This window comes from Bacillus sp. BK450 (assembly GCF_004364885.1).
In the GTDB taxonomy this organism is placed as follows: domain Bacteria; phylum Bacillota; class Bacilli; order Bacillales; family Bacillaceae; genus Bacillus; species Bacillus safensis.
In genome coordinates this window covers 599,250-620,733 of sequence record NZ_SOBQ01000002.1, presented here as the reverse complement: position 1 = coordinate 620,733, position 21,484 = coordinate 599,250, and the positions used below count along the sequence as shown (strand labels likewise).

The window sequence follows — 21,484 nt, the reverse complement described above, 5'->3', positions numbered from 1 at the left end:
TCTCTGTTATAATTCAGGGAGACATATTGATGATAAGACTCCTAAAAGAGAGACCAAACGATTGGGAGTGCGATAATGGAAGAGATACCAAGTAAAGAAAATGAAAAATTAACTCACGTTGCATTAACAAATGAATTGATCTATCTGCTCAGTCGTTCCAGACACGACTGGATGAATAAATTACAGCTGATCAAAGGCAACTTGACATTAGAAAAATATGACCGCGTGTTTGAAATTATAGAAGAAATGGTCATTGAAGCACAGCATGAATCCAAACTCTCAAATTTAAAAATTCCCCAATTGGCCTATTACTTTCTAACATTTAATTGGGAGTCGCATTTTATCACCTTAGAATATGAAGTGCTTGGTGAAACCCGAGACTTATCAGCATATGAATCGCAGCTGCTAACGGTATCACAGGAGTTGTTTTCGATATTCGATCAATCAGTTTGCCAAAAAACTGAAAATCATTTAACGGTCACTTTCCAAACAGATCATGAAGAAAATGATGTGATCTTATATTTTGATTTCAAAGGAAAATTAACAAGTTTGGATGCGTTAAATGCGTTTCATGACGCAAACTATCCATGTATGAGTATAACGCAATTTCATGTGACGCCTCATGAGTCCATGATTGAGCTTTGTTTGAGGCAAGAACGAGATATGTGATGCAGAGAAACGGAGGAAGTTATGTTTGTAGATCAGGTTAAAGTGTATGTTAAAGGCGGTGACGGCGGAAACGGTATGGTGGCGTTCCGTCGTGAAAAATATGTACCAAAGGGCGGCCCAGCAGGCGGCGACGGCGGAAATGGTGCAGATGTTGTATTTGAAGTAGACGAAGGACTTAGAACGTTAATGGACTTTCGTTATAAGCGCCATTTCAAGGCTGACCGCGGCGAGCACGGAATGAGTAAAAACCAGCATGGCCGAAATGCGGAAGAAATGATAGTCAAAGTTCCGCCGGGTACGGTTGTGACAGATGCAGAGACGGAACAAGTACTAGCTGACTTGACAGAGCATGGGCAGCGGGCTGTCATTGCCAAAGGCGGACGTGGCGGACGTGGGAATTCACGCTTCGCAACACCAGCAAACCCTGCACCACAGCTGTCTGAAAACGGTGAGCCAGGTAAAGAACGTGACGTCATCTTAGAATTAAAAGTACTTGCAGATGTTGGACTTGTTGGTTTCCCAAGTGTCGGGAAGTCAACGCTGCTCTCGATTGTCTCTTCTGCGAAACCAAAAATTGCGGATTATCATTTTACAACGCTTGTACCGAACCTCGGGGTTGTTGAAACAGACGATAACCGAAGCTTTGTTATGGCGGATCTGCCAGGACTGATCGAAGGAGCGCACGAAGGCGTTGGCTTAGGTCATCAATTTTTACGTCATATTGAGCGTACACGTGTCATTGTCCATGTCATTGATATGTCTGGACTTGAAGGGCGTGACCCATACGAAGACTACGTGACGATTAATGAAGAGCTTGAGCAGTACAATATGAGATTGACAGAGCGTCCGCAAATCATTGTTGCGAACAAAATGGACATGCCAGATGCAGCTGACAATCTAGAGGCATTTAAAGAAAAATTAACGGATGATCATAAAGTGTTCCCGATTAGTGCGATCACAAGAGAAGGGCTTCGTGAGCTCTTATTTGAAATCGCCAATCAGCTTGAAACAACACCGGAATTCCCGCTCTATAATGAAGAGGAGCTGTCGGATAACCGCGTGATGTACAGGTTTGATGAAGGCGATGCACCATTTGAGATCTCTAGAGATCCTGATGGCACATTTGTCTTAACGGGTAAAGCACTTGAGCGTCTGTTTAAGATGACAGACTTCTCAAGAGATGAATCTGTTAAACGATTCTCTAGACAGCTGCGCGGAATGGGTGTCGATGATGCCTTGCGTGAGCGCGGTGCAAAAGATGGCGACATCATTCGTCTGCTTGAATTTGAATTCGAATTTATTGATTGATCAAAAGGAGGGTCCAGACCATGGGCTCTCCCGTTTTTAAAAGGGGAGAAAACAGGTGAAAGAAGAAACGTTCTATTTAGTAAGAGAGGATGTACTTCCAGATGCGATGCGAAAAACGCTTGAAGTCAAAAAGCTTCTCGATCGCAAAAAAGCGGATTCAGTTGCCGATGCTGTTCAAAAAGCGGATTTAAGCCGCAGTGCTTTTTATAAATACCGAGATGCTGTTTTTCCATTTTATACAATGGTGAAAGAGCAGATCATCACATTGTTTTTCCACCTTGAAGACCGGTCTGGGGCTCTGTCAAGACTGCTTCAAATTGTGGCTGACTCTGGCTGTAATGTGTTATCCATTCACCAAACGATTCCACTGCAAGGAAGAGCGAATGTCACCTTATCAATTAGTACGGCAGGTATGGCAGATGATATCAACACCGTCATGAATCAATTAAGAAAGCTTGAATTTGTCGAAAAAGTCGAAATTCTCGGTTCTGGGGCGTAAAAGGAGAGATCATAGCAGATGAAGCAATTAACTGTAGGTTATTTTGGACCAGAGGCAACATTTACTCATTTGGCCGTATGCTCTTGTTTTCCAAAAGATGCGGTGCAGCGTGCCTATGCAACAATTCCACAATGTATGGATGCTGTGTCAAAGGGCGAAGTCGATTTGGCGGTCGTTCCACTTGAAAATGCACTCGAAGGATCTGTGAACTTAACGATTGATTATTTAATTCATGAAGAAGCGCTGTCCATTGTGGGGGAGATGACAGCACCAATTCGGCAGCATTTGCTTGTCCACCCATCAAGAGCGGAGAGCTGGGAGACGTTAGATGTCATTCAGTCGCATCCTCACGCGATTGCCCAGTGTCATCAATTTCTGAAAAAGCAGTACCCTCACATTCCTCATCGGCCAGTGGAGTCAACTGGCTATGCAGCAAAATACATCAGTGAGCATCCAGATGAAGCTGTCGGGGCTATTGCCAATGAAATTGCCGCAAAAACGTATGGTTTGACGATTGCAAAAAAAGACATTCATGATTATCCGCACAACCATACACGCTTTGTGATTTTACATAAAGATCCTAACGCATCGTTCCCAATGAATTCTGGTTTCTCATCAAAGCCAAAAACGACCATTGTGGTCAGTCTGCCAAAGGATGACCAATCAGGCGCATTGCACCGCGTGCTGTCTGCTTTTTCTTGGCGGAATCTCAACTTGTCAAAAATTGAATCTCGTCCGACAAAAACAGGTCTTGGACATTATTTATTTATTATTGACATTGAAAAAGAAATGGATGATGTCCTCGTCCCTGGTGCGATTCAAGAATTAGAAGCGATTGGCTGTGAGGTCAAACTGCTCGGCAGCTATCAAACATATGAATTAACGAATGAAAAATAGTGTCCCGTGCAGGACACTATTTTTTTAGTCTTTTATTAAAAACCCAGCATCATCCAGCGCTTGAATGGCTTGGTCAAGCTGCTTTTGGCTGTAAGAAGTGAGAGTATGCAGATGCACGCCGTCTGTTAGTTCTGACAAGTAGGACGCGCCGGTGTTAGAAATATGATGGACAAAATCAGCGACTTGTTTCCGTGTGCTGACGCGAATAGAGGCCGTCAGTTCACCATAAACAGGGTGCTCAATGATCACATCTTTCACCGTCACTCCAAAGTCTACAATCAAGGTCAGTTCCTCTTCTGTACGAGCAGGATCATGTTTGCAGGCGATGATTTGTTCAATTTCTCTTTCTGGCGCATGCTGCGCTGCCATATACACATAGCCTTGGCTTGTGGCAATAATGGGTTCGTTTTTTGCTTTTAATAATGAAATATCTTGTACAATGACTTGCCGAGAGACAGCCGCCTTTTTAGCTAAAAAGCTTCCAGTAAGCGGTGTGTCTGTTTCTTTCAGCCACTCTAAAATGGCGTTTCTTCTTTCTTCGCCAATGAGTTTCCTCTCTTGCTCCACGTCCTAAGCTCCCTTCTTCTCCTTTTGCAAATGCTCAAATGTATGCAAAAGCTGATCGATGTCATCTTTTGATGACTGATATCCAAATGATAGTCGAATAAATTGTAGGGCATCGCGATCTGATACACGCAATGCCTTCACAGCAGGGGAAGGATGGTGATAACCGGAAGCACATGCGCTTCCAGTAGATAGACAAATCCCATGCCGGTTACATGCTAACATTACATATTGTCCTTCAAACCCTTCAAAAAAACAACCAATAATATGAGGAAGCGTGCGGCGATTGTCATTGTCCTGAAGCGCACGAACTGGCAGCTGTCTTATTTTTAACTGCTGAAGAAAATAATCACGCAGCTGCTTATCTAATTTTTGCTGTTTATCCAGCCTAAGCATCGCTTGTTCACTTGCGGCAGCAAAAGCACCGATACATGGAACGTTTACTGTCCCTGGACGTAAGCCATTTTCCTGAACTGCACCTCTATATAAAGGTTTCCAAGGAACATGTGCGCCCATATAAACGGCACCAGCACCTTTAGGAGCATATACTTTATGACTTGAGATGGACACGGCATCGACTCCAAGTTCTTTGATGGACACACGAATCTTTCCAAATGTTTGCACAGCATCTGTATGAAAAAGAATGTTTCTTTCTTTTAAAAGAGGCGCTAATTCAGCAAGCGGCTGGATAATCCCTGTTTCTGAATTAGCGTGCTGAATAGATACTAGTCCTGTTTCAGGCAATAATGCTTCTTTAAGAATGTCCTGTGTAATGATTCCATCCTGATTCGGTTCAATGAACGTGACTTTTACGCCAAGACGCTCTAAGCTGCTAACTGCATGATGAACAGAAGGATGCTCAACTGAAGTTGTAATGACATGCTGTTGATGTGCTGGCAGTCCATTGATGATCGATTGAATCGCAAGGAGATTGGATTCAGTTCCACCGCTTGTAAAGTAGACCCCATCTGGTTCACCCTCGATTATGGCAGCGAGTGATTGTCTGCTGTAAGTCAATATGTCATTTGCTTTTCCCCCAGCATCATGAAGACTGCTTGCATTTCCGTAGAAATTTTTACTTAGCTGCTCAAAAACATGCAATGCTTCCTCTGAAACAGGTGTAGAAGCTGCGTAATCTAAATAAACCAACCCATCCATCTCCCGTGTAAAAATTTTTTCTTGTATTTATTTTAGTGTTGTGTAATGATATGTGTCAAGACAGGTGTAAATGACAGGAGGGGCGACGGTGTCATCAATCAAAAAAGTCATTGTGGTGGGATCAGGCATTGCAGCGCTTTCCTTTGCAAAAACCATTTCGAAAAGCTGCCAGGTCATCATGATGACAAAAAAACAATGTTCATCTAGTAATTCCATGCTGGCACAAGGAGGAATCGCTGCTGCCTTTTCAGTACATGATTCAGCTGAGCAGCATGTGCAAGATACACTAGCTGCCGGCTGTGATCACAATGATGAAAGAACCGTACAAGAAATCGTGAGACTTGGAAAACACCTTGTGGACCAGCTCGTAGCAGAAGGCTGTCCATTTGATCAAGATGAAGCGGGAGAGCCGCAATTAGGCAAAGAGGGAGCACATACCACTCATCGCATCTTGCATGCAGGAGGAGATCAAACAGGGAAAACCCTTGTACAGTATCTGAAAAGTCAGCTCGGCTCACATATTCATTTATACGAGTATCATCATGTCGTTGATCTATTGGTTCATGAAGGGGCATGCAAGGGTGTTGTATGGAAAGACGAGACAGGACACGTACAAACAATGACCGCAGATGCCGTTGTTATATCAACTGGCGGCTGCGGCTCCCTGTATGAGACAAATACAAATGATCCTTCTATCACAGGAGACGGACTGATGATGGCCTATCGAGCCGGGGCACAATTAGTGGATCTCGAATTTGTTCAATTCCATCCAACTCTTTTAACAATAGCTGGAAAAGCAGTTGGCCTCATTTCAGAGGCAGTACGGGGAGAGGGAGCTTATTTAGAAGATGAAACAGGCAGGCGGATCATGAAAGGTATTCACCCACAAGCTGATTTAGCACCTAGAGATGTGGTCGCTAGAGCTATTTTTCATGAGCAGCAATTAGGTCATCAATTGTATCTTAACATCCATGATATTCCGCATTTTTCAGCTCGTTTTCCAGCCATTGCTCAGATGTGCCAGCGTGCAGGCGTCGATATGGAAAGCGGCAGGCTGCCAATTTCCCCCGGTATGCACTTTTTAATGGGCGGCATCAGCGTCAATGAATATGGAGAAACGACTGTTCCAGCGCTATTTGCCATTGGAGAAGCGGCCTGTACTGGCTTACACGGTGCGAATCGATTGGCGAGTAATTCTCTTCTGGAAGGTCTCGTGTTAGGCAGCAAAGCGGCACAGAGAATTGAACAACTGCCTAAACAGAAAGAAACAAGTCCACCTTTTTCAATTCAAGAAATATGGATGGTTCCAATGATTTCAACAACTCAGCTGAGACAATGGATGACTACATTTGCGGCCATTGTGAGAGATGAAAAAGGCTTGCAGACTTTACTTAATTCGTTACAACGTGTCAATTTTCAGCAAATTAATGTGAAGGATATCACAAATGAACAGATCGAATTAAGCAATCAATGGGCATTAGCGGTTTGCCTTGCCAAATCTGCATTACTCCGTACAGAAAGCAGAGGCGGCCATTATCGAATGGATTATCCAGAGCGGAGCGATGCGTTGTGGCGGGGCAGGCAGATTGTTCATGAAAAAGGTCACATTCATATCATGAAAAATGAAAGGATCGGTGCCAAATGGAACGTTTACAGTTAAAACAAATGCTCACTCATTTTTTCACAGAAGATATTGGCTTTGGAGATGTATCAGCAGATGCCATCTTTGGAGACAAGAAGGGAACAGCTTTTATCATTGCGAAACAATCTGGTGTATTGGCAGGATCACAAGTGATTGATCTAGGGTACCGCCTGTTGAATGAACAGATTCAAACTGAGCTGTATTTTCAAGAAGGTGATTGGATTCATTCAGGCGCTGTACTGGCGAAAATAAAGGGCCCAGTCAACGACTTATTAAAGGGAGAGAGGGTCATTTTAAATCTTTTGCAGCGAATGACAGGTATCGCTACCTTAACACATGAGGCGGTCCGCAGATTAGCTGACCCGTCTATTACGATTTGTGATACGAGAAAAACGACACCCGGCCTGCGTATGTTAGAGAAATACGCAGTGAAAACAGGTGGTGGAAAGAATCATCGCTTTGGCTTATCGGATGGGGTGATGATTAAAGATAATCATATTGCGGCATGCGGTTCTATCCGTGAAGCTGTAGAGAAAGCAAGAGCATATGCCGGTCATATGGTGAAAATTGAAGTGGAAATTGAATCAGAAACGCAGCTTATAGAAGCCATTGATGCAAAAGCGGATGTCATCATGTTTGATAACTGCTCTCCGGACGAGGTAAAACGTTTTAAACAAATGACACCAGAGTCCATTCTGACAGAGGCTTCAGGAGGCATCACGCTAGAGACATTGCCAAGCTACAGGGGGACAGGAGTCGATTTTATTTCACTTGGCTTTCTGACACATTCTGCTCCAGCATTTGATTTTAGTATGAATATGGAATTCAGTCATAAAGGGGGAACAACTCATGTCCATGCTTAATGTATTAGCCAATCAACATGCAGTCATGATGCCAGATGAATATAAACACCGCTCTGTTGATGAGATGAAGCAGCGAGTGTTAGACATTAAGCGGGCTTTTGGCTCAAAGCTTTTTATACCAGGCCACCATTATCAAAAGGATGAGGTCATTGAATTTGCAGATACAACAGGAGATTCATTGCAGCTGGCACAAATAGCTGCTGACAATCATGAGGCTGAATACATTGTGTTCTGCGGTGTTCATTTTATGGCGGAAACGGCAGATATGCTGTCAAACAAGAATCAGAGCGTTGTATTGCCAGATATGAGGGCAGGCTGTTCCATGGCAGATATGGCAAATATGAAACAAACAGACAGAGCATGGGAGCAGCTCACTGATTTGTTTGGCGATACAATACTTCCGCTTACGTATGTCAATTCAACAGCAGACATTAAAGCATTTGTTGGCAAACATGGCGGGGCAACAGTTACTTCATCAAATGCTAAAAAAGTACTCGAGTGGGCGCTGACACAAAAAGAGCGGATTCTGTTTCTCCCTGATCAGCACCTAGGGCGTAATACAGCATTTGATTTAGGTATTCCGCTAGAAGAAATGGCTGTCTGGGATCAGATAGAAGAAAAGCTCATCACCGATCAGCCGCTTTCCCGTATTAAGATGATTTTATGGAAAGGCCATTGCTCCGTACATGAGAAGTTTACCGTTCGAAATATAGAAGACATGAGAAAAAAAGACCGTGACATTCAAATTCTTGTTCATCCTGAATGCACGCATGAGGTCGTAAGGGCTTCTGACCTAGCAGGTTCAACGAAATTTATTATTGATACGATTAAACAGGCGCCAGCAGGAAGCAAATGGGCGATTGGAACAGAGATGAATTTAGTCAAACGGATCATAGCGCAGCACCCAGATAAACAAATTGAATCCCTTAACCCAGATATGTGTCCATGTTTGACTATGAACCGGATTGATCTGCCTCATTTGCTATGGTCACTGGAAAGCATTGAGAAGGGTCAGCCGGTCGGGTTGATACAGGTCAATGAAGACATCACGAAAGACGCTTTGCTTGCACTCGAGAAAATGCTCGCCATTAAATAATGAATCAGCCCCTCCTATCAGAAAACAAGTTTTTATCATATCGGCTTGTAAATAGGCATAAATTTATGTTGAAACATATTGTACTTCTGACATAACCGTTACGTTACGTTCACGTTTTGCATAGGAGGGGAAAACGTTGAAAATTCATATTGTGCAAAAAGGAGACTCCCTTTGGAAAATTTCAAAGAAATACGGAGTCGACTTTCAAGAATTGAAAAAACTAAATTCACAGCTCAGTAATCCTGATTTAATCATGCCGGGTATGAAGATTAAAATTCCATCTAGTGGTGTTCCTGTAAAAACAGATCATCACAAAGCAAAAGAAATGCCAAAAACGAAAGAACATCCGTATGTGAAAGAAAAGCCAAAAGATGTCGTGCAAGTGCAAGATACGAAACCGAAGGAAAAGCCAAATGAACCGGTACCATATGTACCGCCAGTACCAAAAATCGAGCAGCCAGTGTTTCCGCAAGTGGATGTGAACTATTATCAGACCAATCTCTACCAGCCATTCACACCTCCTCCCAAAAAAGATCATCACGAGAAAAAAGATCACGTTCATGAGAAGAAAGATCATGTTCATGACAAAAAGGATCACAAGGATCATTTTCATCATGAAAATAAAGACCACAAAGATAACAAGGGTCATGTCCATCATGAAAATAAGGAACATAAAGATCACAAGGACCATTTTCATCATGAAAATAAAGGTCATCTAAAAGATGAAGTGGCAAAGGGGTATGATCCGTTTATTCATATTCCGCATCAAAAAGAGGAGGGAAAAGACATGGAGCATGGCAATTATCCGAACCTTCCTAACTTCCCGCAAATGCCAAATGTGGGAGGGGCAGCGGTAGGGGGAGTGGCTGAAAATAACGAGCATCATCACCAGCATCATCATCATGAACCATATGATCCTTATTTTGGTTATGGTCATGGTCATTACATGCCGGCGATGTATTCATATCCACAGCAAATGGTGCCGGCATCGCCAATTTTACCGGGATCAGGCTTATGTTATCCTATCCATCCATATTATCATCATCATATGATGCCATATCCATACCCGGCTCATCCGTATTATCCTGCGTATCAAGCGCCTGCTTACTACGGAGAAAATTATGAGCACCATGCAAACGACGGACATCACTGGCATCACCATACGCATCCAAACGCCAATGCAAATGCCAACGCAAATCAAGGCTTTTATCCAAACGTTCCAAATGCAGCATATGGCAAGGAAGATTGCGGATGCGATGATGGCATGAAGCATCATCAGCCTTGGCCAGGACATTATCCGAATCCTGTTCCTTATGGCCAAATGGGGGCTTATCCAGCTCAGCCTTACATGCAGCCATATCCAGGTCAATCCGTTTTTGCAAGGCCGGAGGAAGAAGAAGAAGATTAATGACAGAAGGAACGATCTCAATCGTTCCTTTTTTTGTTTATAACTGACAGCTTGATTTTTTTCCTAACTGTACATGCTAAAACAGAGCCTGTTTCGCGCTCATGAGATTGAATTTGTACAGGGGGTTTTTCGTTTGAGACAAAAATGGCAAAAAACAATCGTATTAGTGCTTCTTCCTATTGGTTTAACAGCATGTGGTGCAAATAATAACGCAGGTGTCGATACACGTCATAATCAATCAGGTCAGCCGGTTGGTTATCATTCGAATCAACGAGCGGAAGGCAACAACCAAGATCATCAAGGACCAGTTTCTGAACTCATGGAGGGAATGAACGGGAGAAATACAACAAATGTTGATTACCGTACACGTCCTCAAGCTGATGATCGAATGCCTCTCACAGGTGGAGATGGACGCTACAGTCATGGAGATATGAACTATCATAACCAAATGTCGTTCTCAGGCTACGATAAACAAGAGAACATCCAGCGTTCAAGAAAAATTGCCAACCGCATCAATAAAATGAATCACGTGGCAGACTCTCAAGTCATGGTGACGGATGAGAATGTGTATATTGCCATTAAATCAGATGGCCGCCTGACGTCAGAAGGTGTATCACAAGTAGAAGAAGCAGCGACTCGTTATGCGGATGGAAGAGCAGTCCAAGTCATAAAAGATGAAGGTGCATTCACACGCTTTAGAGATATGAGAAGAACGCAATTTGAAACAGGCCAAACAGGCATGACCCGATAGTTAGACACAAAAAGGCTAAAGTTCATTACGAACTTTAGCCTTTTTTTAAAAATAAACCTTGATGCCTATATAAAATTCGTAAAAGAAATAACAGCCAAACCCTAGTAATAAAATACCAGCAATAATGGATGTCCACTTGATCATCGTTCGATTCATCACTTTTCTTGTTAACGATACAAGTGTGAGAAGACCAATGTCATGAAGGAGAATCCCTGCCAAAATACCGCCGGCAGCCAGCATAAATTCAGATGAATCTGTTTTTGTATACGCATCCGCAAGTACAGCCCCAAAAACAGAAACCCAGAACACAAGATTTCCAGGAGATACCGCCACGAGCAAGCCGTTTCGATATGTTTTTGCGAATGATTTATTGACCTTTTCTCCTGCTAAATGGATATCTTGATCCGCATTTTTAATGGAATCGTATGCGAGAATCATTAAAAATACAGCTCCGATCAGCCAGAGCGGGATTTGAACAAACGGCAAAGATAAAAACTGAGCAAATCCAGCATATAAAGCCAAAATAAGTAATAAGTCTATGGTCATACCGCCTGCTCCGACAGTTAAACCATGAAAGAATCCGTTTTTGAGTCCCTGTTTTGTCATTTCAACCGTGATTGCTCCAACAGGCAGAGCAATTGAGAATCCTACGACGATAAATGTGAGAAATGTTTGCAATCGACTAGAACTTCCTTTGAACAAATTGTATAAAAATTCTCCGTTTAGATTAATTATACATAATAGGAGAAAAGGATCAATGTTTATTTCAGATTTTATTGAAATGATAGAGATAGATGATGTATAGAAGACTGTATATCAACATGATCCATAACGCTTGTAGGGGAAAGGAACTATTTTCCTGAATCTTCTTTTCTTCATGATGTCTCTATGCTACACTGATGTGGAAATCAATAAAAGTGACTAGGGGTGCCCGTAAATGGGCTGAGAGAGAAGCAAGCTTCTTAACCCTTTGGACCTGATCTGGCTCGTACCAGCGTGGGGAAGTTGAAGATGATGCATGTATCCTATCAATGATATGCATGTTTATTTCTGACGACGAAACCAGGTTCTTTAAATAGAGCCTGGTTTTTTGCTGGTGCTGATTCCATCCTGTCCGGTGACAAGAAGAAAAGGAGAGAACAGCAAATGAAGGAAAAGAAAAGTGTCCCATCCAACCAATCATTATTATCCAGCTTTGACGGCAGCCGAAAGGTGTATGAGAAAGGATCAAGGCCCGATATCTTAGTGCCGAAAAGAGAGATTGCACTCTCACATACTGTGACAGAGGCGGGCGACATAAAAAATGAACCAGTCCGTGTATACGATACGAGTGGACCGTACACTGATGAGAACGTTCATATTGACGTCACAAAAGGATTAAAGCGTCTTAGAGCAGCATGGATAGAAGAAAGAGGAGATACAGAAAGCTATGAAGGGCGTCATGTAAAACCGGAAGATAACGGATATCGGTCAAGGGAGAAGGAGTCCTTCCATTCTGTCCAAACTGATTTTCATCATAAGCCGCTCCGCGCGAAACAAGGAGCGTGCGTGACGCAAATGCATTATGCCAAAAAAGGCATCATTACGCCTGAAATGGAGTTTATCGCAATAAGAGAAGAGCTAAGCCCTGAGTTCGTTAGAGAGGAAGTAGCGAGCGGAAGAGCCGTTATTCCTTCGAATATTAACCATCCAGAAAGTGAACCAATGATTATCGGAAGGAATTTTCATGTCAAAATCAATGCGAATATTGGCAATTCAGCTGTCACGTCATCCATTAATGAAGAGGTAGAAAAGATGACGTGGGCGATCAGATGGGGGGCAGACACAATGATGGATCTGTCTACTGGAAAGGATATTCATACAACGAGAGAATGGATCATTCGGAATTGCCCAGTTCCAGTAGGAACCGTTCCTATCTATCAGGCCCTTGAAAAAGTGAATGGAGTCGCAGAAGATTTGACGTGGGACGTGTACAGGGACACATTAATTGAACAAGCAGAACAAGGAGTAGATTATTTTACAATTCATGCGGGCGTGCTGTTAAGATATATTCCGCTCACAGTTGATCGGGTGACCGGAATTGTTTCAAGAGGCGGTGCAATTATGGCAAGATGGTGTCTTGCTCATCATCAAGAGAATTTCCTCTACACGCACTTCGAAGACATTTGTGAAATTATGAAAACGTATGATATTGCCTTTTCACTTGGAGATGGACTTAGACCAGGTTCGATTGCTGATGCCAATGATGAGGCGCAGTTTGCAGAGCTGGAAACGTTAGGTGAGTTAACAGAGATCGCTTGGAAACATGATGTGCAGGTGATGATTGAAGGACCCGGCCATGTCCCAATGGATAAAATTAAAGAGAATGTGGACAAGCAAATGGACATTTGCAAGGAAGCCCCATTTTATACATTAGGGCCTCTTACAACAGATATTGCGCCGGGGTATGATCACATTACATCCGCCATCGGTGCGGCCATGATCGGCTGGTACGGAACAGCCATGCTATGCTATGTAACGCCAAAAGAGCATTTAGGTCTGCCGAATAAAGAAGATGTGAGAGAAGGCGTGATCGCCTATAAAATTGCCGCACATGCGGCTGATCTAGCAAAAGGACATCCTGCGGCTCAAAAGCGCGATGATGCTTTATCGAAAGCGAGATTTGAATTTAGGTGGCGGGACCAATTTAACCTGTCACTTGATCCAGAAAGAGCCTTGGCGTTCCATGATGAAACATTGCCTGCCGAAGGTGCTAAGACCGCTCACTTTTGCTCGATGTGCGGACCGAAGTTTTGCAGTATGAAAATTTCTCATGATATCCGCAATCAATCTGAAGAAGTGAAAAGAGAGATGGAAAAGAAGGCGAAGGAGTTTGTCAGCCAGGGAAGTCAAATTTATCAGCCCTAAAAAAAGAACCTCGCACGATGCTGTGCGGGGGTTTATCAAACAACTGAGAAGGCTTTTCTTAAAAGGTGAAAAAATGCCTTTACTGCATATACCATCATGTCCACACTCGGAATGAGGGCATCTGTTAAATGAAAAAAGACTGTTTTTCTTTCTGGAGATGTTCGTTTCTTTTTCTGCTTCATCAAGGACTTTAACTAATATACTTCTTTGCAGTCTAATAGATAGATGTGTTGTGTGAATTTAAACAAAATTTAAACTTCTTGGGTTTGAATGGAAACAAGGAGGGGAAACGAGTTGAATAGAGAATGAATGAAAAGAGCTGATCTATTTGATCAGCGAACAAGAAGAGTGGAAGGTGATCTTATGATGAAAGTATTTAAGGTAACATTTCATATGAACAATGGGGAAGTGCTTGATTTCGAGCTCAAACGTCCAGCTACCTATGATGTGTATAAAAAAATTGAAGAAGCCAATCATTGGTTTAAGCTGAATAATGAAATCATTAACCTATTAAACGTCAATAGTATCCATGTAGAAACAGAATAACGCAGAAAGCCGCTCAGATAGAGCGGCTTTCGTTATGCAGAAAAATCATTTCGATTATTAAGCTGCCCGCGGGACAGCCAGTTCTTTTTATACAAATAAGCAATGACTTCAAGCCACAGACGCGGTGCTTTTTTAGGGAAAAAAGGTTTTTGGTAATAGGCATAAGCGGCTTTTAAATCATCCCATTGATGACATGCTTTCGTTTGCGTGAATCTGGCAACGTCAATGACTCTGATCCGTCCTTCTTTTGTTAAGATCAGATTGCGCAGATGGATGTCAGAAGGATTCAATCCTTTCTCACGCGCTTCCTCCAGCGCATCATCGACTTGTTCAATCATTTGTTTTTTAATAGGAATTCCTTTTGTAAGGCATTCATAGAATGTGTAGCCTTTAATATATTCCATTAAAATATACTGATCCCCAGACTCATAAATCTCAGGGTAGTAAGACGAACCAGAAAGTTTTTCGTAAATGGCAGCCTCTTTGCGGGCAATATGCTGATAAGAAGGGAAAAAGACTTTTAGTGCCATTTTCTTGCCGTCTTTTTTGTATAAAAAGACATAGGCACTTCTTCCTTTGCCGCACAGTTCAAGCTCTGCCGGTTTATAGGCAAGCTTATGAAAACGTTTCTCTTCATGATACTGAATCGATTCGGCTAATCTTTTGACATCTGACATTGACTTCACCTTCTTTGGTTTCAGTTTATGCGGCTGAAAAACGAATGATGAAAAAACCGTGTCATTCGATAAAGCAATGGATTGTATAAAACATAACATTTACGAATGAAGGATACAACGAAAGACTCTTAACATACATTTGAATCATCGATTTGGTTAATGTTTAGAAAAATGGGTCAAACTACATATGTCATGCATCGATCTCATGTTCTAAAGAGGTGTAAATAGTGAAAGTGAAGATGAAATGTTTCGTTACAGGACTTATCATGACAAGTGTGCTTTTTTTTGCTGCGGATATGGAAGGGAAAGAACACTTGCAAAAGCAGTCAGACTCTATTACCATCCAGCTTGAAAAAGTCTATCTAGACGGCGATGTGAGTATTGAAAGGCACCGGGCATCATTAGAAGACAAAGACACATTCTGGGCGCAGTATAAAGGCTGGACGCTGGTAGAACAAAAAGAGGATTTTGCCCTTTTTAGAAAGCAAATTGATGATATCTCTCCATTAAGTAAAGCAAATGGATATATCGGATTATCAGAGGACGGTGTGATTTCTACGTTTCATGGAAGGCCTGACGGCTGGGCGGAGCCTATTCATCTCTTTTTTCAAATTGATACGTCCCGTTTAGAAAGTCATGTGGAGAAGCAACTTGAGCAAGGTATTCCTTTTCGAACAAAGGATGAATTTGAGCATGTGCTTGAAGTCATGAAGCCTTACCGAAATGAAATATCGTTTTAAAGTGTGTAACAGCTTGCTGGTGTGAAGACCGCAAGCTGTTTTTCGTGGTTTCATCATAAAAATGTACTGAGCGAACGTATGTTAACTTTTATTGCGGTTTTCTCTTCGATTTATGTTACAATGAAGAACAGTCAAAGAGGTGAAAACGGTGATAGAGTTTGTAAAAGGGACCATTGATTATGTGTGCCCGCAATATGTTGTCATTGAAAACGGCGGAGTGGGATATCAAGTCTATACCCCAAACCCGTTTATCTATCGAGTAAATAAACAAGAAACGATTTATACGTATCATTACATAAAGGAAGACGCCTTTTCGTTATACGGTTTTCAAACACGAGAAGAAAAAGCGCTGTTCACAAAACTGTTAAATGTCACAGGAATTGGGCCAAAGGGCGCACTCGCGATTCTTGCTTCCGGTGATCCTGGCGCTGTCATTTCAGCAATAGAGCGTGAAGATGAAGCGTTCCTGATTAAATTCCCTGGTGTGGGCAAAAAAACAGCACGTCAAATCATTCTGGATCTAAAAGGCAAACTTGCAGATGTAGTGCCAGAAATGATTGGCAACTTATTTAATCACGAGGACCACATTCAGGTCGAAACGCAGCAAACTGCATTAGATGAAGCGCTTGAAGCCTTAAGTGTCCTTGGATACGGTGATCGTGAAATCAAAAAGGTTCTTCCATTATTAAAAGAAGAAAAGAATCTCACAACCGATCAATATGTGAAAAAAGCATTACAAAAAATGTTGAAATAGGGTGATGTCTCATGGATGAACGGCTCGTCTCAACTGAAGCAGACAACCATGAATCAGCCATTGAGCAAAGTCTGCGGCCACAGACACTTAGCCAATATATCGGTCAGCAAAAAGTAAAGGATAACCTCAGCGTATTTATTGAAGCTGCCCGCATGCGGCAGGAAACGCTTGATCACGTCCTTTTATATGGACCTCCTGGACTTGGGAAAACAACGCTTGCGTCGATCATTGCCAATGAAATGAATGTTCAGCTGCGTACAACGTCAGGACCAGCGATTGAGCGTCCTGGTGATTTGGCGGCCATCTTAACATCTCTTGAGCCAGGTGATGTATTGTTTATTGATGAAATTCACCGCTTGCAGCGCTCAATAGAAGAAGTGCTGTACCCAGCAATGGAGGATTTTTGTTTAGATATTGTTATTGGAAAAGGAGATACAGCACGCTCTGTACGGCTTGATTTACCGCCATTTACGCTTGTAGGTGCAACGACCCGTGTCGGGCTATTAACAGCGCCGCTTCGTGATAGGTTTGGGGTACATGCAAGATTGGAATACTATGAGCAAAGAGATTTGGCTCACATTGTGGCAAGAACAGCCGAGCTGTTTGAGATTGGGATCGACATTCGCTCTGCCGAAGAGATTGCGAGACGTTCCCGCGGAACACCGAGGGTTGCCAATCGTTTGCTCAGAAGAGTAAGAGATTTTGCGCAGGTGCTTGGGAATCATGCCATTACGCAGGACATTGCGGAAGATGCTCTTGAGCGTCTTCAAGTCGACAGGCTAGGCCTCGATCATATAGACCATAAGCTCCTTTTAAGTATGATCGAAAAATTTAGAGGCGGTCCTGTTGGGCTTGATACGATCTCAGCGACAATAGGAGAAGAATCACATACGATTGAAGATGTGTACGAACCGTACTTACTGCAAATTGGTTTCCTGCAAAGAACGCCAAGAGGACGGGTCGTCACAAGAGAAGCGTATGAACATTTTCAAATGGAGGTTCCGATTCGTGACTGAATTCCCTAAAATATTAATGATTTTAGGTGGTGTCCTTTTTGCCGCAGGATTAGTGTTTCAATTGGTTGGTAAGCTTCCAGGTGATATTTTTGTGAAAAAAGGGAATGTAACGTTCTTTTTTCCTGTCATTACATGCATTGTCATTAGTATCGTACTGACCATATTACTGAATATCTTTGGACGGATGAAATAACGTTAACTAGTTAACTACAGAATAGGTGAAGGAAATGAAGCTAGAACTATTTGATTTTGATTTACCAGAAAGATTAATTGCACAAGTGCCGCTTGAAAAAAGAGATGCATCAAGACTGATGGTCTTAAACAAACAAACGGGTGCGATTACACATGATACATTCTCACAAATCATCGATTATTTTCAAAAGGGTGATTGTCTCGTTCTAAACAACACGCGCGTTCTGCCTGCACGTCTGTTTGGGATGAAAGAAGATACAGGTGCCAAAGTTGAACTTCTTCTATTGAAACAAGAAGAAGGAGATAACTGGGAAACACTTGTCAAACCAGCCAAACGGGTGAAAAAAGGGACGGTTATCACGTTTGGTGATGGACGGCTCCAAGCTGTATGTACAGAGGAAATGGAACATGGCGGAAGAAAAGTCGAGTTTCAATATACAGGCATTTTTTATGAAGTGCTTGAATCCCTTGGTGAAATGCCGCTGCCTCCATATATTAAAGAGCAGCTTGACGACCGTGAACGCTATCAAACCGTTTATTCAAAAGAGGTTGGCTCCGCTGCTGCGCCAACTGCCGGTCTCCACTTTACAACCGAGCTGCTGGATGCGCTGAAAGCGAAAGGTGTACACATTGCTTTCATTACGCTGCACGTAGGGCTTGGCACGTTTCGTCCGGTAAGTGCAGAACGTATTGAAGAACACGAAATGCATGCAGAGTTTTATGAAATGAATGAAGAAACAGCGGATGAGCTTAATCGCGTTCGCAAGGAAGGCGGACGGATTATTTCAGTCGGCACAACGTCAACTAGAACGCTTGAAACCATTGCAAGTGCACACGATGGTGAGTTCAAAGCCTCAAGCGGCTGGACGTCGATCTTTATTTACCCTGGCTACACATTCAAGGCAATTGATGGCATGATCACGAATTTCCATCTGCCAAAATCCTCGTTAATTATGCTTGTCAGCGCATTAGCTGGACGAGAGCACGTACTAAAAGCGTACAATGAGGCTGTGAAAGAGGAATACCGATTCTTCAGCTTTGGCGATGCCATGCTGATTCAATAACATTATACAACGAAGACAGGAGGGCTCATTTTTGTCGCAATCACCGATACGTTATGAGTTCATTAAATCATGCAAACAAACAGGTGCACGTCTTGGCCGCGTTCATACACCGCACGGCTCCTTTGAAACACCTGTATTTATGCCAGTAGGTACACTGGCTACAGTCAAGACAATGGCGCCTGAAGAATTAAAGGCTATGGATGCAGGCATCATCTTAAGCAATACGTACCACTTATGGCTCCGTCCAGGTCACGATATCGTAAAAGAAGCAGGCGGTCTGCACAAATTTATGAACTGGGACCGAGCCATTCTAACTGATTCAGGCGGATTCCAAGTTTTTTCATTGAGTGAATTTAGAAAAATTGAAGAAGAAGGCGTTCACTTCCGTAATCATTTAAACGGAGACAAGCTGTTCCTATCTCCTGAAAAAGCGATGGACATTCAAAATGCACTTGGCTCTGATATTATGATGGCATTTGATGAATGCCCGCCGTATCCTGCAGAGTACGATTACATGAAACGTTCTGTTGAGCGGACAAGCAGATGGGCAGAGCGCTGTCTAACAGCGCACCAGCGTCCAGAGGATCAAGGGCTGTTTGGGATTGTCCAAGGCGGAGAATACGAAGAGCTTCGAAAACAAAGTGCAAAAGACCTTGTTTCACTTGATTTCCCAGGTTACGCCATCGGAGGCTTATCTGTAGGGGAACCAAAAGATGTGATGAATCGTGTACTTGAATTTACAACACCATTCTTACCAGCAGACAAACCGAGGTACTTAATGGGTGTCGGCTCGCCAGATTCCTTAATTGACGGTGCCATTCGCGGAGTAGATATGTTTGATTGCGTACTGCCAACTCGAATTGCAAGAAACGGTACCTTGATGACAAGTGAAGGCCGTCTTGTTGTGAAAAATGCAAAATATGAGCGTGACTTTAGACCAATCGATGAAAACTGTGACTGCTATACATGTAAAAACTATACACGCGCCTATATTAGACATTTAATTCGAACAAATGAAACGTTCGGAATTCGATTAACAACTTATCATAATCTTCATTTTCTGTTAAAATTAATGGAGCAAGTGAGAGAAGCTATCCGTGAGGATCGTTTAGGTGATTTTAAAGAAGAGTTTTTTGAGCGTTACGGCTTTAACAAACCGAATGCGAAAAACTTTTAACGCATAAACGAAAGGCTTTACAATGCTTTAGAAAGGGGTGAAATAGAATGGATGGTGGTATGGGTTCAATCATTATGATTGTTGTCATGTTTGCTGTGCTTTACTTCTTGTTAATCCGTCCACAGCAAAAGCAACAGAAAGCTGTGCGTCAGATGCAGCAATCTTTATCAAAAGGCGATAAAATCGTCACAATCGGTGGTTTACACGGTGAAATCGACTCAATTGATGAATCAAAAGTGGTCATCAAAACAAGCGAAAACAACCGTTTAACTTTCGATCGTCGTGCTATTAGAGAATTAGCTGACAAAGGCTAATCCTCTGATACATAGCCATAAAAAAAGAGCGATATGAACCGCTCTTTTTTTATTTGCCTCGAAGATTGACGCCAATCATTCCCCCCAGCATACAAATGCCTAAAAATGCTCCATGATAGATAAACTGCTCTGGTGAGAACGTTTTTCCAAACCCCAAATATTGAAATAAAAAGACAGTGAGAGAAAAAATGATAGATGTGACCGCACCAATCAGCCAGCCGCGCTCCTTTGCTTTCCCGCCAGAAATGATGCCTCCTAATAAAAGGGCAGCAAAGGACAAAATCATAATCATCCATTTAAATGATGATTCCTGCATACTTGTGAATGTAAGCATGAGCGACACAAGTAAACTTGTGACAACCATCACGAAAAAAATGGCAATTAAGCCGGATAAAATGCCTTTTCCAATTTGTTTCGTTTCCTGCATGTAGATTCGTCTCCTCTCCAATTGAACGAAGCTTGTCTTTTACTAAAATGTATTCACAGTGAAGAAAAAATAGACATGTTTCGGACGTTTCTTTTCTACATAAATAAAGTGTTTTGACACAAGCTATGTTGGAGAAGGAGGGTTTACATCACATGCAGGACATCTTGATCATTTCCATGAGAACCATCATCTTATATTTTCTTATTTGGTTTATATTTCGCTTAATGGGCAAAAGGGAAATTGGCGAGCTGAGCATTTTAGATCTAGTCATTTTTATGATGATCGCAGAAATTGCGGTTCTCGCCATAGAAGAAGTAGAGGATAACATGTTACATACGGTATGGCCAATCCTGCTGTTAACCTTCATTCAAATCACACTTGCCTACCTCTCATTAAAATTTCAAGGTGTTCGGCGCTTTCTTGACGGAAAACCGGCCCTGCTTATCATCAATGGGAAAATAGACGAAGGTGCAATGAGAAAACAGCGATACAATTTTGATGACCTGCTCATTCAATTAAGAGAAAATAACATCGACAGCATTCAGGATGTCTCTTACGCCATTTTAGAGCCGTCTGGAAAGCTCGCCGTCGTCGAAAAAGAAAACAAGCGCAAACATGCAGCGCTTGAGCTTCCACTTGTTGCGGATGGTGTAGTGCAGCATGACAACCTAAAGCAAATCAATCAAAATGAACAGTGGCTGAAAGATGAGCTTGCTAAAAGAGGCTATCATGATATCGAACAAATCTCTTACTGCAGCTTTAATCAAAAAACATTTTATATTGATTTGAAGGATGAAGTGATCAAAAAGAGATGA

The 21,484-nt window shown here is 42.4% G+C and carries 24 protein-coding genes and 1 riboswitch; of the genes, 19 read left to right on the top strand and 5 right to left on the bottom strand.

Features of this window, described 5'->3' with window-relative positions; translation table 11 throughout:
- The first annotated feature begins 75 nt into the window (after positions 1 to 75).
- Genes EV579_RS08415 through pheA form a run of 4 tightly spaced genes read left to right on the top strand, consistent with a single transcriptional unit; the run spans position 76 to position 3,373 of the window.
- Positions 76 to 669, top strand: coding sequence for a sporulation initiation phosphotransferase B (locus EV579_RS08415; protein ID WP_024423157.1), 594 nt, complete (start codon positions 76 to 78; stop codon positions 667 to 669).
- Between the two features lie 21 nt (positions 670 to 690).
- On the top strand, positions 691 to 1,977 hold the full coding sequence (gene obgE, locus EV579_RS08410; RefSeq protein WP_122631812.1) for a GTPase ObgE: 1,287 nt from the start codon (positions 691 to 693) through the stop codon (positions 1,975 to 1,977).
- A gap of 55 nt (positions 1,978 to 2,032) precedes the next feature.
- Positions 2,033 to 2,476, top strand: a complete 444-nt coding sequence (locus EV579_RS08405) for an ACT domain-containing protein (protein WP_008342790.1) — start codon at positions 2,033 to 2,035, stop codon at positions 2,474 to 2,476.
- Positions 2,477 to 2,494: 18 nt separating this feature from the next.
- Positions 2,495 to 3,373 (top strand): prephenate dehydratase, encoded by an 879-nt coding sequence (pheA, locus tag EV579_RS08400; protein ID WP_024423155.1) that lies wholly within the window; start codon positions 2,495 to 2,497, stop codon positions 3,371 to 3,373.
- 24 nt (positions 3,374 to 3,397) lie between these two features.
- Here pheA and EV579_RS08395 read toward each other — a convergent pair whose 3' ends face one another.
- Both EV579_RS08395 and EV579_RS08390 read right to left on the bottom strand, forming a co-directional pair.
- Positions 3,398 to 3,940 carry a transcription repressor NadR gene (locus tag EV579_RS08395; RefSeq protein WP_024423154.1) on the bottom strand — a complete coding sequence of 181 codons (543 nt, stop codon included), beginning with the start codon at positions 3,938 to 3,940 and terminating at the stop codon, positions 3,398 to 3,400.
- A 3-nt stretch (positions 3,941 to 3,943) separates the two neighbouring features.
- Positions 3,944 to 5,086 carry an IscS subfamily cysteine desulfurase gene (locus EV579_RS08390; RefSeq protein WP_208300733.1) on the bottom strand — a complete coding sequence of 381 codons (1,143 nt, stop codon included), beginning with the start codon at positions 5,084 to 5,086 and terminating at the stop codon, positions 3,944 to 3,946.
- A gap of 97 nt (positions 5,087 to 5,183) precedes the next feature.
- Between EV579_RS08390 and nadB the strand changes: the two genes are divergently transcribed.
- The 5 genes from nadB to EV579_RS08365 all read left to right on the top strand — a co-directional run bounded on the left by nadB (position 5,184) and on the right by EV579_RS08365 (position 10,855).
- Positions 5,184 to 6,755, top strand: coding sequence for an L-aspartate oxidase (gene nadB, locus EV579_RS08385; protein ID WP_133744255.1), 1,572 nt, complete (start codon positions 5,184 to 5,186; stop codon positions 6,753 to 6,755).
- Positions 6,737 to 7,600 carry a carboxylating nicotinate-nucleotide diphosphorylase gene (gene nadC, locus EV579_RS08380; RefSeq protein WP_133744254.1) on the top strand — a complete coding sequence of 288 codons (864 nt, stop codon included), beginning with the start codon at positions 6,737 to 6,739 and terminating at the stop codon, positions 7,598 to 7,600. The genes nadB and nadC overlap by 19 nt, the downstream gene beginning before the upstream one ends.
- Positions 7,587 to 8,696, top strand: a complete 1,110-nt coding sequence (gene nadA / locus EV579_RS08375; protein ID WP_044331573.1) for a quinolinate synthase NadA — start codon at positions 7,587 to 7,589, stop codon at positions 8,694 to 8,696. Before nadC ends, nadA begins: the two co-directional genes overlap by 14 nt.
- Before the next feature lie 136 nt (positions 8,697 to 8,832).
- Complete coding sequence (safA, locus tag EV579_RS19275; RefSeq protein WP_024423150.1) at positions 8,833 to 10,104, top strand: SafA/ExsA family spore coat assembly protein; 1,272 nt, start codon at positions 8,833 to 8,835, stop codon at positions 10,102 to 10,104.
- Positions 10,105 to 10,237: 133 nt separating this feature from the next.
- On the top strand, positions 10,238 to 10,855 hold the full coding sequence (locus tag EV579_RS08365) for a YhcN/YlaJ family sporulation lipoprotein (protein ID WP_133744253.1): 618 nt from the start codon (positions 10,238 to 10,240) through the stop codon (positions 10,853 to 10,855).
- Positions 10,856 to 10,900: 45 nt separating this feature from the next.
- Here the strand turns inward: EV579_RS08365 and EV579_RS08360 are convergent, their stop codons facing one another.
- Positions 10,901 to 11,533 carry a LysE family transporter gene (locus EV579_RS08360; RefSeq protein WP_024423148.1) on the bottom strand — a complete coding sequence of 211 codons (633 nt, stop codon included), beginning with the start codon at positions 11,531 to 11,533 and terminating at the stop codon, positions 10,901 to 10,903.
- A gap of 235 nt (positions 11,534 to 11,768) precedes the next feature.
- Positions 11,769 to 11,875: riboswitch (TPP riboswitch) on the top strand.
- 126 nt (positions 11,876 to 12,001) lie between these two features.
- On the opposite strand from EV579_RS08360, the gene thiC reads away from it, so the two are divergent.
- Together thiC and EV579_RS08350 are read left to right on the top strand one after the other, a co-directional pair.
- The gene (gene thiC / locus EV579_RS08355; protein ID WP_044331579.1) at positions 12,002 to 13,762 is read left to right on the top strand and encodes a phosphomethylpyrimidine synthase ThiC; all 1,761 of its coding nucleotides are present in this window, start codon (positions 12,002 to 12,004) and stop codon (positions 13,760 to 13,762) included.
- A gap of 363 nt (positions 13,763 to 14,125) precedes the next feature.
- On the top strand, positions 14,126 to 14,308 hold the full coding sequence (locus tag EV579_RS08350; protein ID WP_008342761.1) for a hypothetical protein: 183 nt from the start codon (positions 14,126 to 14,128) through the stop codon (positions 14,306 to 14,308).
- A 32-nt stretch (positions 14,309 to 14,340) separates the two neighbouring features.
- Here EV579_RS08350 and EV579_RS08345 read toward each other — a convergent pair whose 3' ends face one another.
- The gene (locus EV579_RS08345; RefSeq protein WP_034279877.1) at positions 14,341 to 14,985 is read right to left on the bottom strand and encodes a serine/threonine protein kinase; all 645 of its coding nucleotides are present in this window, start codon (positions 14,983 to 14,985) and stop codon (positions 14,341 to 14,343) included.
- Between the two features lie 239 nt (positions 14,986 to 15,224).
- On the opposite strand from EV579_RS08345, the gene EV579_RS08340 reads away from it, so the two are divergent.
- The 7 genes from EV579_RS08340 (at position 15,225) to yajC (ending at position 20,242) form a co-directional block, all read left to right on the top strand.
- Positions 15,225 to 15,725 carry an intercompartmental signaling factor BofC gene (locus EV579_RS08340; RefSeq protein ID WP_073208378.1) on the top strand — a complete coding sequence of 167 codons (501 nt, stop codon included), beginning with the start codon at positions 15,225 to 15,227 and terminating at the stop codon, positions 15,723 to 15,725.
- A 148-nt stretch (positions 15,726 to 15,873) separates the two neighbouring features.
- Positions 15,874 to 16,479 (top strand): Holliday junction branch migration protein RuvA, encoded by a 606-nt coding sequence (gene ruvA, locus EV579_RS08335; protein ID WP_024423144.1) that lies wholly within the window; start codon positions 15,874 to 15,876, stop codon positions 16,477 to 16,479.
- Between the two features lie 11 nt (positions 16,480 to 16,490).
- Positions 16,491 to 17,495 carry a Holliday junction branch migration DNA helicase RuvB gene (ruvB, locus tag EV579_RS08330; protein WP_024423143.1) on the top strand — a complete coding sequence of 335 codons (1,005 nt, stop codon included), beginning with the start codon at positions 16,491 to 16,493 and terminating at the stop codon, positions 17,493 to 17,495.
- On the top strand, positions 17,488 to 17,688 hold the full coding sequence (locus EV579_RS08325; protein ID WP_012010741.1) for a DUF2905 domain-containing protein: 201 nt from the start codon (positions 17,488 to 17,490) through the stop codon (positions 17,686 to 17,688). The genes ruvB and EV579_RS08325 overlap by 8 nt, the downstream gene beginning before the upstream one ends.
- A 34-nt stretch (positions 17,689 to 17,722) precedes the next feature.
- Positions 17,723 to 18,751, top strand: a complete 1,029-nt coding sequence (queA, locus tag EV579_RS08320; RefSeq protein ID WP_024423142.1) for a tRNA preQ1(34) S-adenosylmethionine ribosyltransferase-isomerase QueA — start codon at positions 17,723 to 17,725, stop codon at positions 18,749 to 18,751.
- 31 nt (positions 18,752 to 18,782) lie between these two features.
- Positions 18,783 to 19,928: a tRNA guanosine(34) transglycosylase Tgt gene (tgt, locus tag EV579_RS08315; RefSeq protein WP_025092430.1), complete on the top strand. Its 1,146-nt coding sequence runs from the start codon at positions 18,783 to 18,785 to the stop codon at positions 19,926 to 19,928.
- A 47-nt stretch (positions 19,929 to 19,975) separates the two neighbouring features.
- Positions 19,976 to 20,242 carry a preprotein translocase subunit YajC gene (yajC, locus tag EV579_RS08310; protein WP_008360993.1) on the top strand — a complete coding sequence of 89 codons (267 nt, stop codon included), beginning with the start codon at positions 19,976 to 19,978 and terminating at the stop codon, positions 20,240 to 20,242.
- A 49-nt stretch (positions 20,243 to 20,291) separates the two neighbouring features.
- Here the strand turns inward: yajC and EV579_RS08305 are convergent, their stop codons facing one another.
- Positions 20,292 to 20,669 (bottom strand): TIGR04086 family membrane protein, encoded by a 378-nt coding sequence (locus EV579_RS08305; protein ID WP_044331606.1) that lies wholly within the window; start codon positions 20,667 to 20,669, stop codon positions 20,292 to 20,294.
- A gap of 152 nt (positions 20,670 to 20,821) precedes the next feature.
- Between EV579_RS08305 and EV579_RS08300 the strand changes: the two genes are divergently transcribed.
- Positions 20,822 to 21,484, top strand: coding sequence for a DUF421 domain-containing protein (locus EV579_RS08300; RefSeq protein ID WP_044331608.1), 663 nt, complete (start codon positions 20,822 to 20,824; stop codon positions 21,482 to 21,484).

Coding starts and splice junctions, on each gene's coding strand:
- EV579_RS08415 (WP_024423157.1), top strand. CDS start 76: ATGGAAGAGATACCAAGTAAAGAAAATGAAAAATTAACTCACGTTGCA.
- obgE (WP_122631812.1), top strand. CDS start 691: ATGTTTGTAGATCAGGTTAAAGTGTATGTTAAAGGCGGTGACGGCGGA.
- pheA (WP_024423155.1), top strand. CDS start 2,495: ATGAAGCAATTAACTGTAGGTTATTTTGGACCAGAGGCAACATTTACT.
- nadC (WP_133744254.1), top strand. CDS start 6,737: ATGGAACGTTTACAGTTAAAACAAATGCTCACTCATTTTTTCACAGAA.
- nadA (WP_044331573.1), top strand. CDS start 7,587: ATGTCCATGCTTAATGTATTAGCCAATCAACATGCAGTCATGATGCCA.
- thiC (WP_044331579.1), top strand. CDS start 12,002: ATGAAGGAAAAGAAAAGTGTCCCATCCAACCAATCATTATTATCCAGC.
- EV579_RS08350 (WP_008342761.1), top strand. CDS start 14,126: ATGATGAAAGTATTTAAGGTAACATTTCATATGAACAATGGGGAAGTG.
- EV579_RS08345 (WP_034279877.1), bottom strand. CDS start 14,985: ATGTCAGATGTCAAAAGATTAGCCGAATCGATTCAGTATCATGAAGAG.
- EV579_RS08340 (WP_073208378.1), top strand. CDS start 15,225: ATGAAATGTTTCGTTACAGGACTTATCATGACAAGTGTGCTTTTTTTT.
- ruvB (WP_024423143.1), top strand. CDS start 16,491: ATGGATGAACGGCTCGTCTCAACTGAAGCAGACAACCATGAATCAGCC.
- queA (WP_024423142.1), top strand. CDS start 17,723: ATGAAGCTAGAACTATTTGATTTTGATTTACCAGAAAGATTAATTGCA.
- yajC (WP_008360993.1), top strand. CDS start 19,976: ATGGATGGTGGTATGGGTTCAATCATTATGATTGTTGTCATGTTTGCT.
- EV579_RS08305 (WP_044331606.1), bottom strand. CDS start 20,669: ATGCAGGAAACGAAACAAATTGGAAAAGGCATTTTATCCGGCTTAATT.
- EV579_RS08300 (WP_044331608.1), top strand. CDS start 20,822: ATGCAGGACATCTTGATCATTTCCATGAGAACCATCATCTTATATTTT.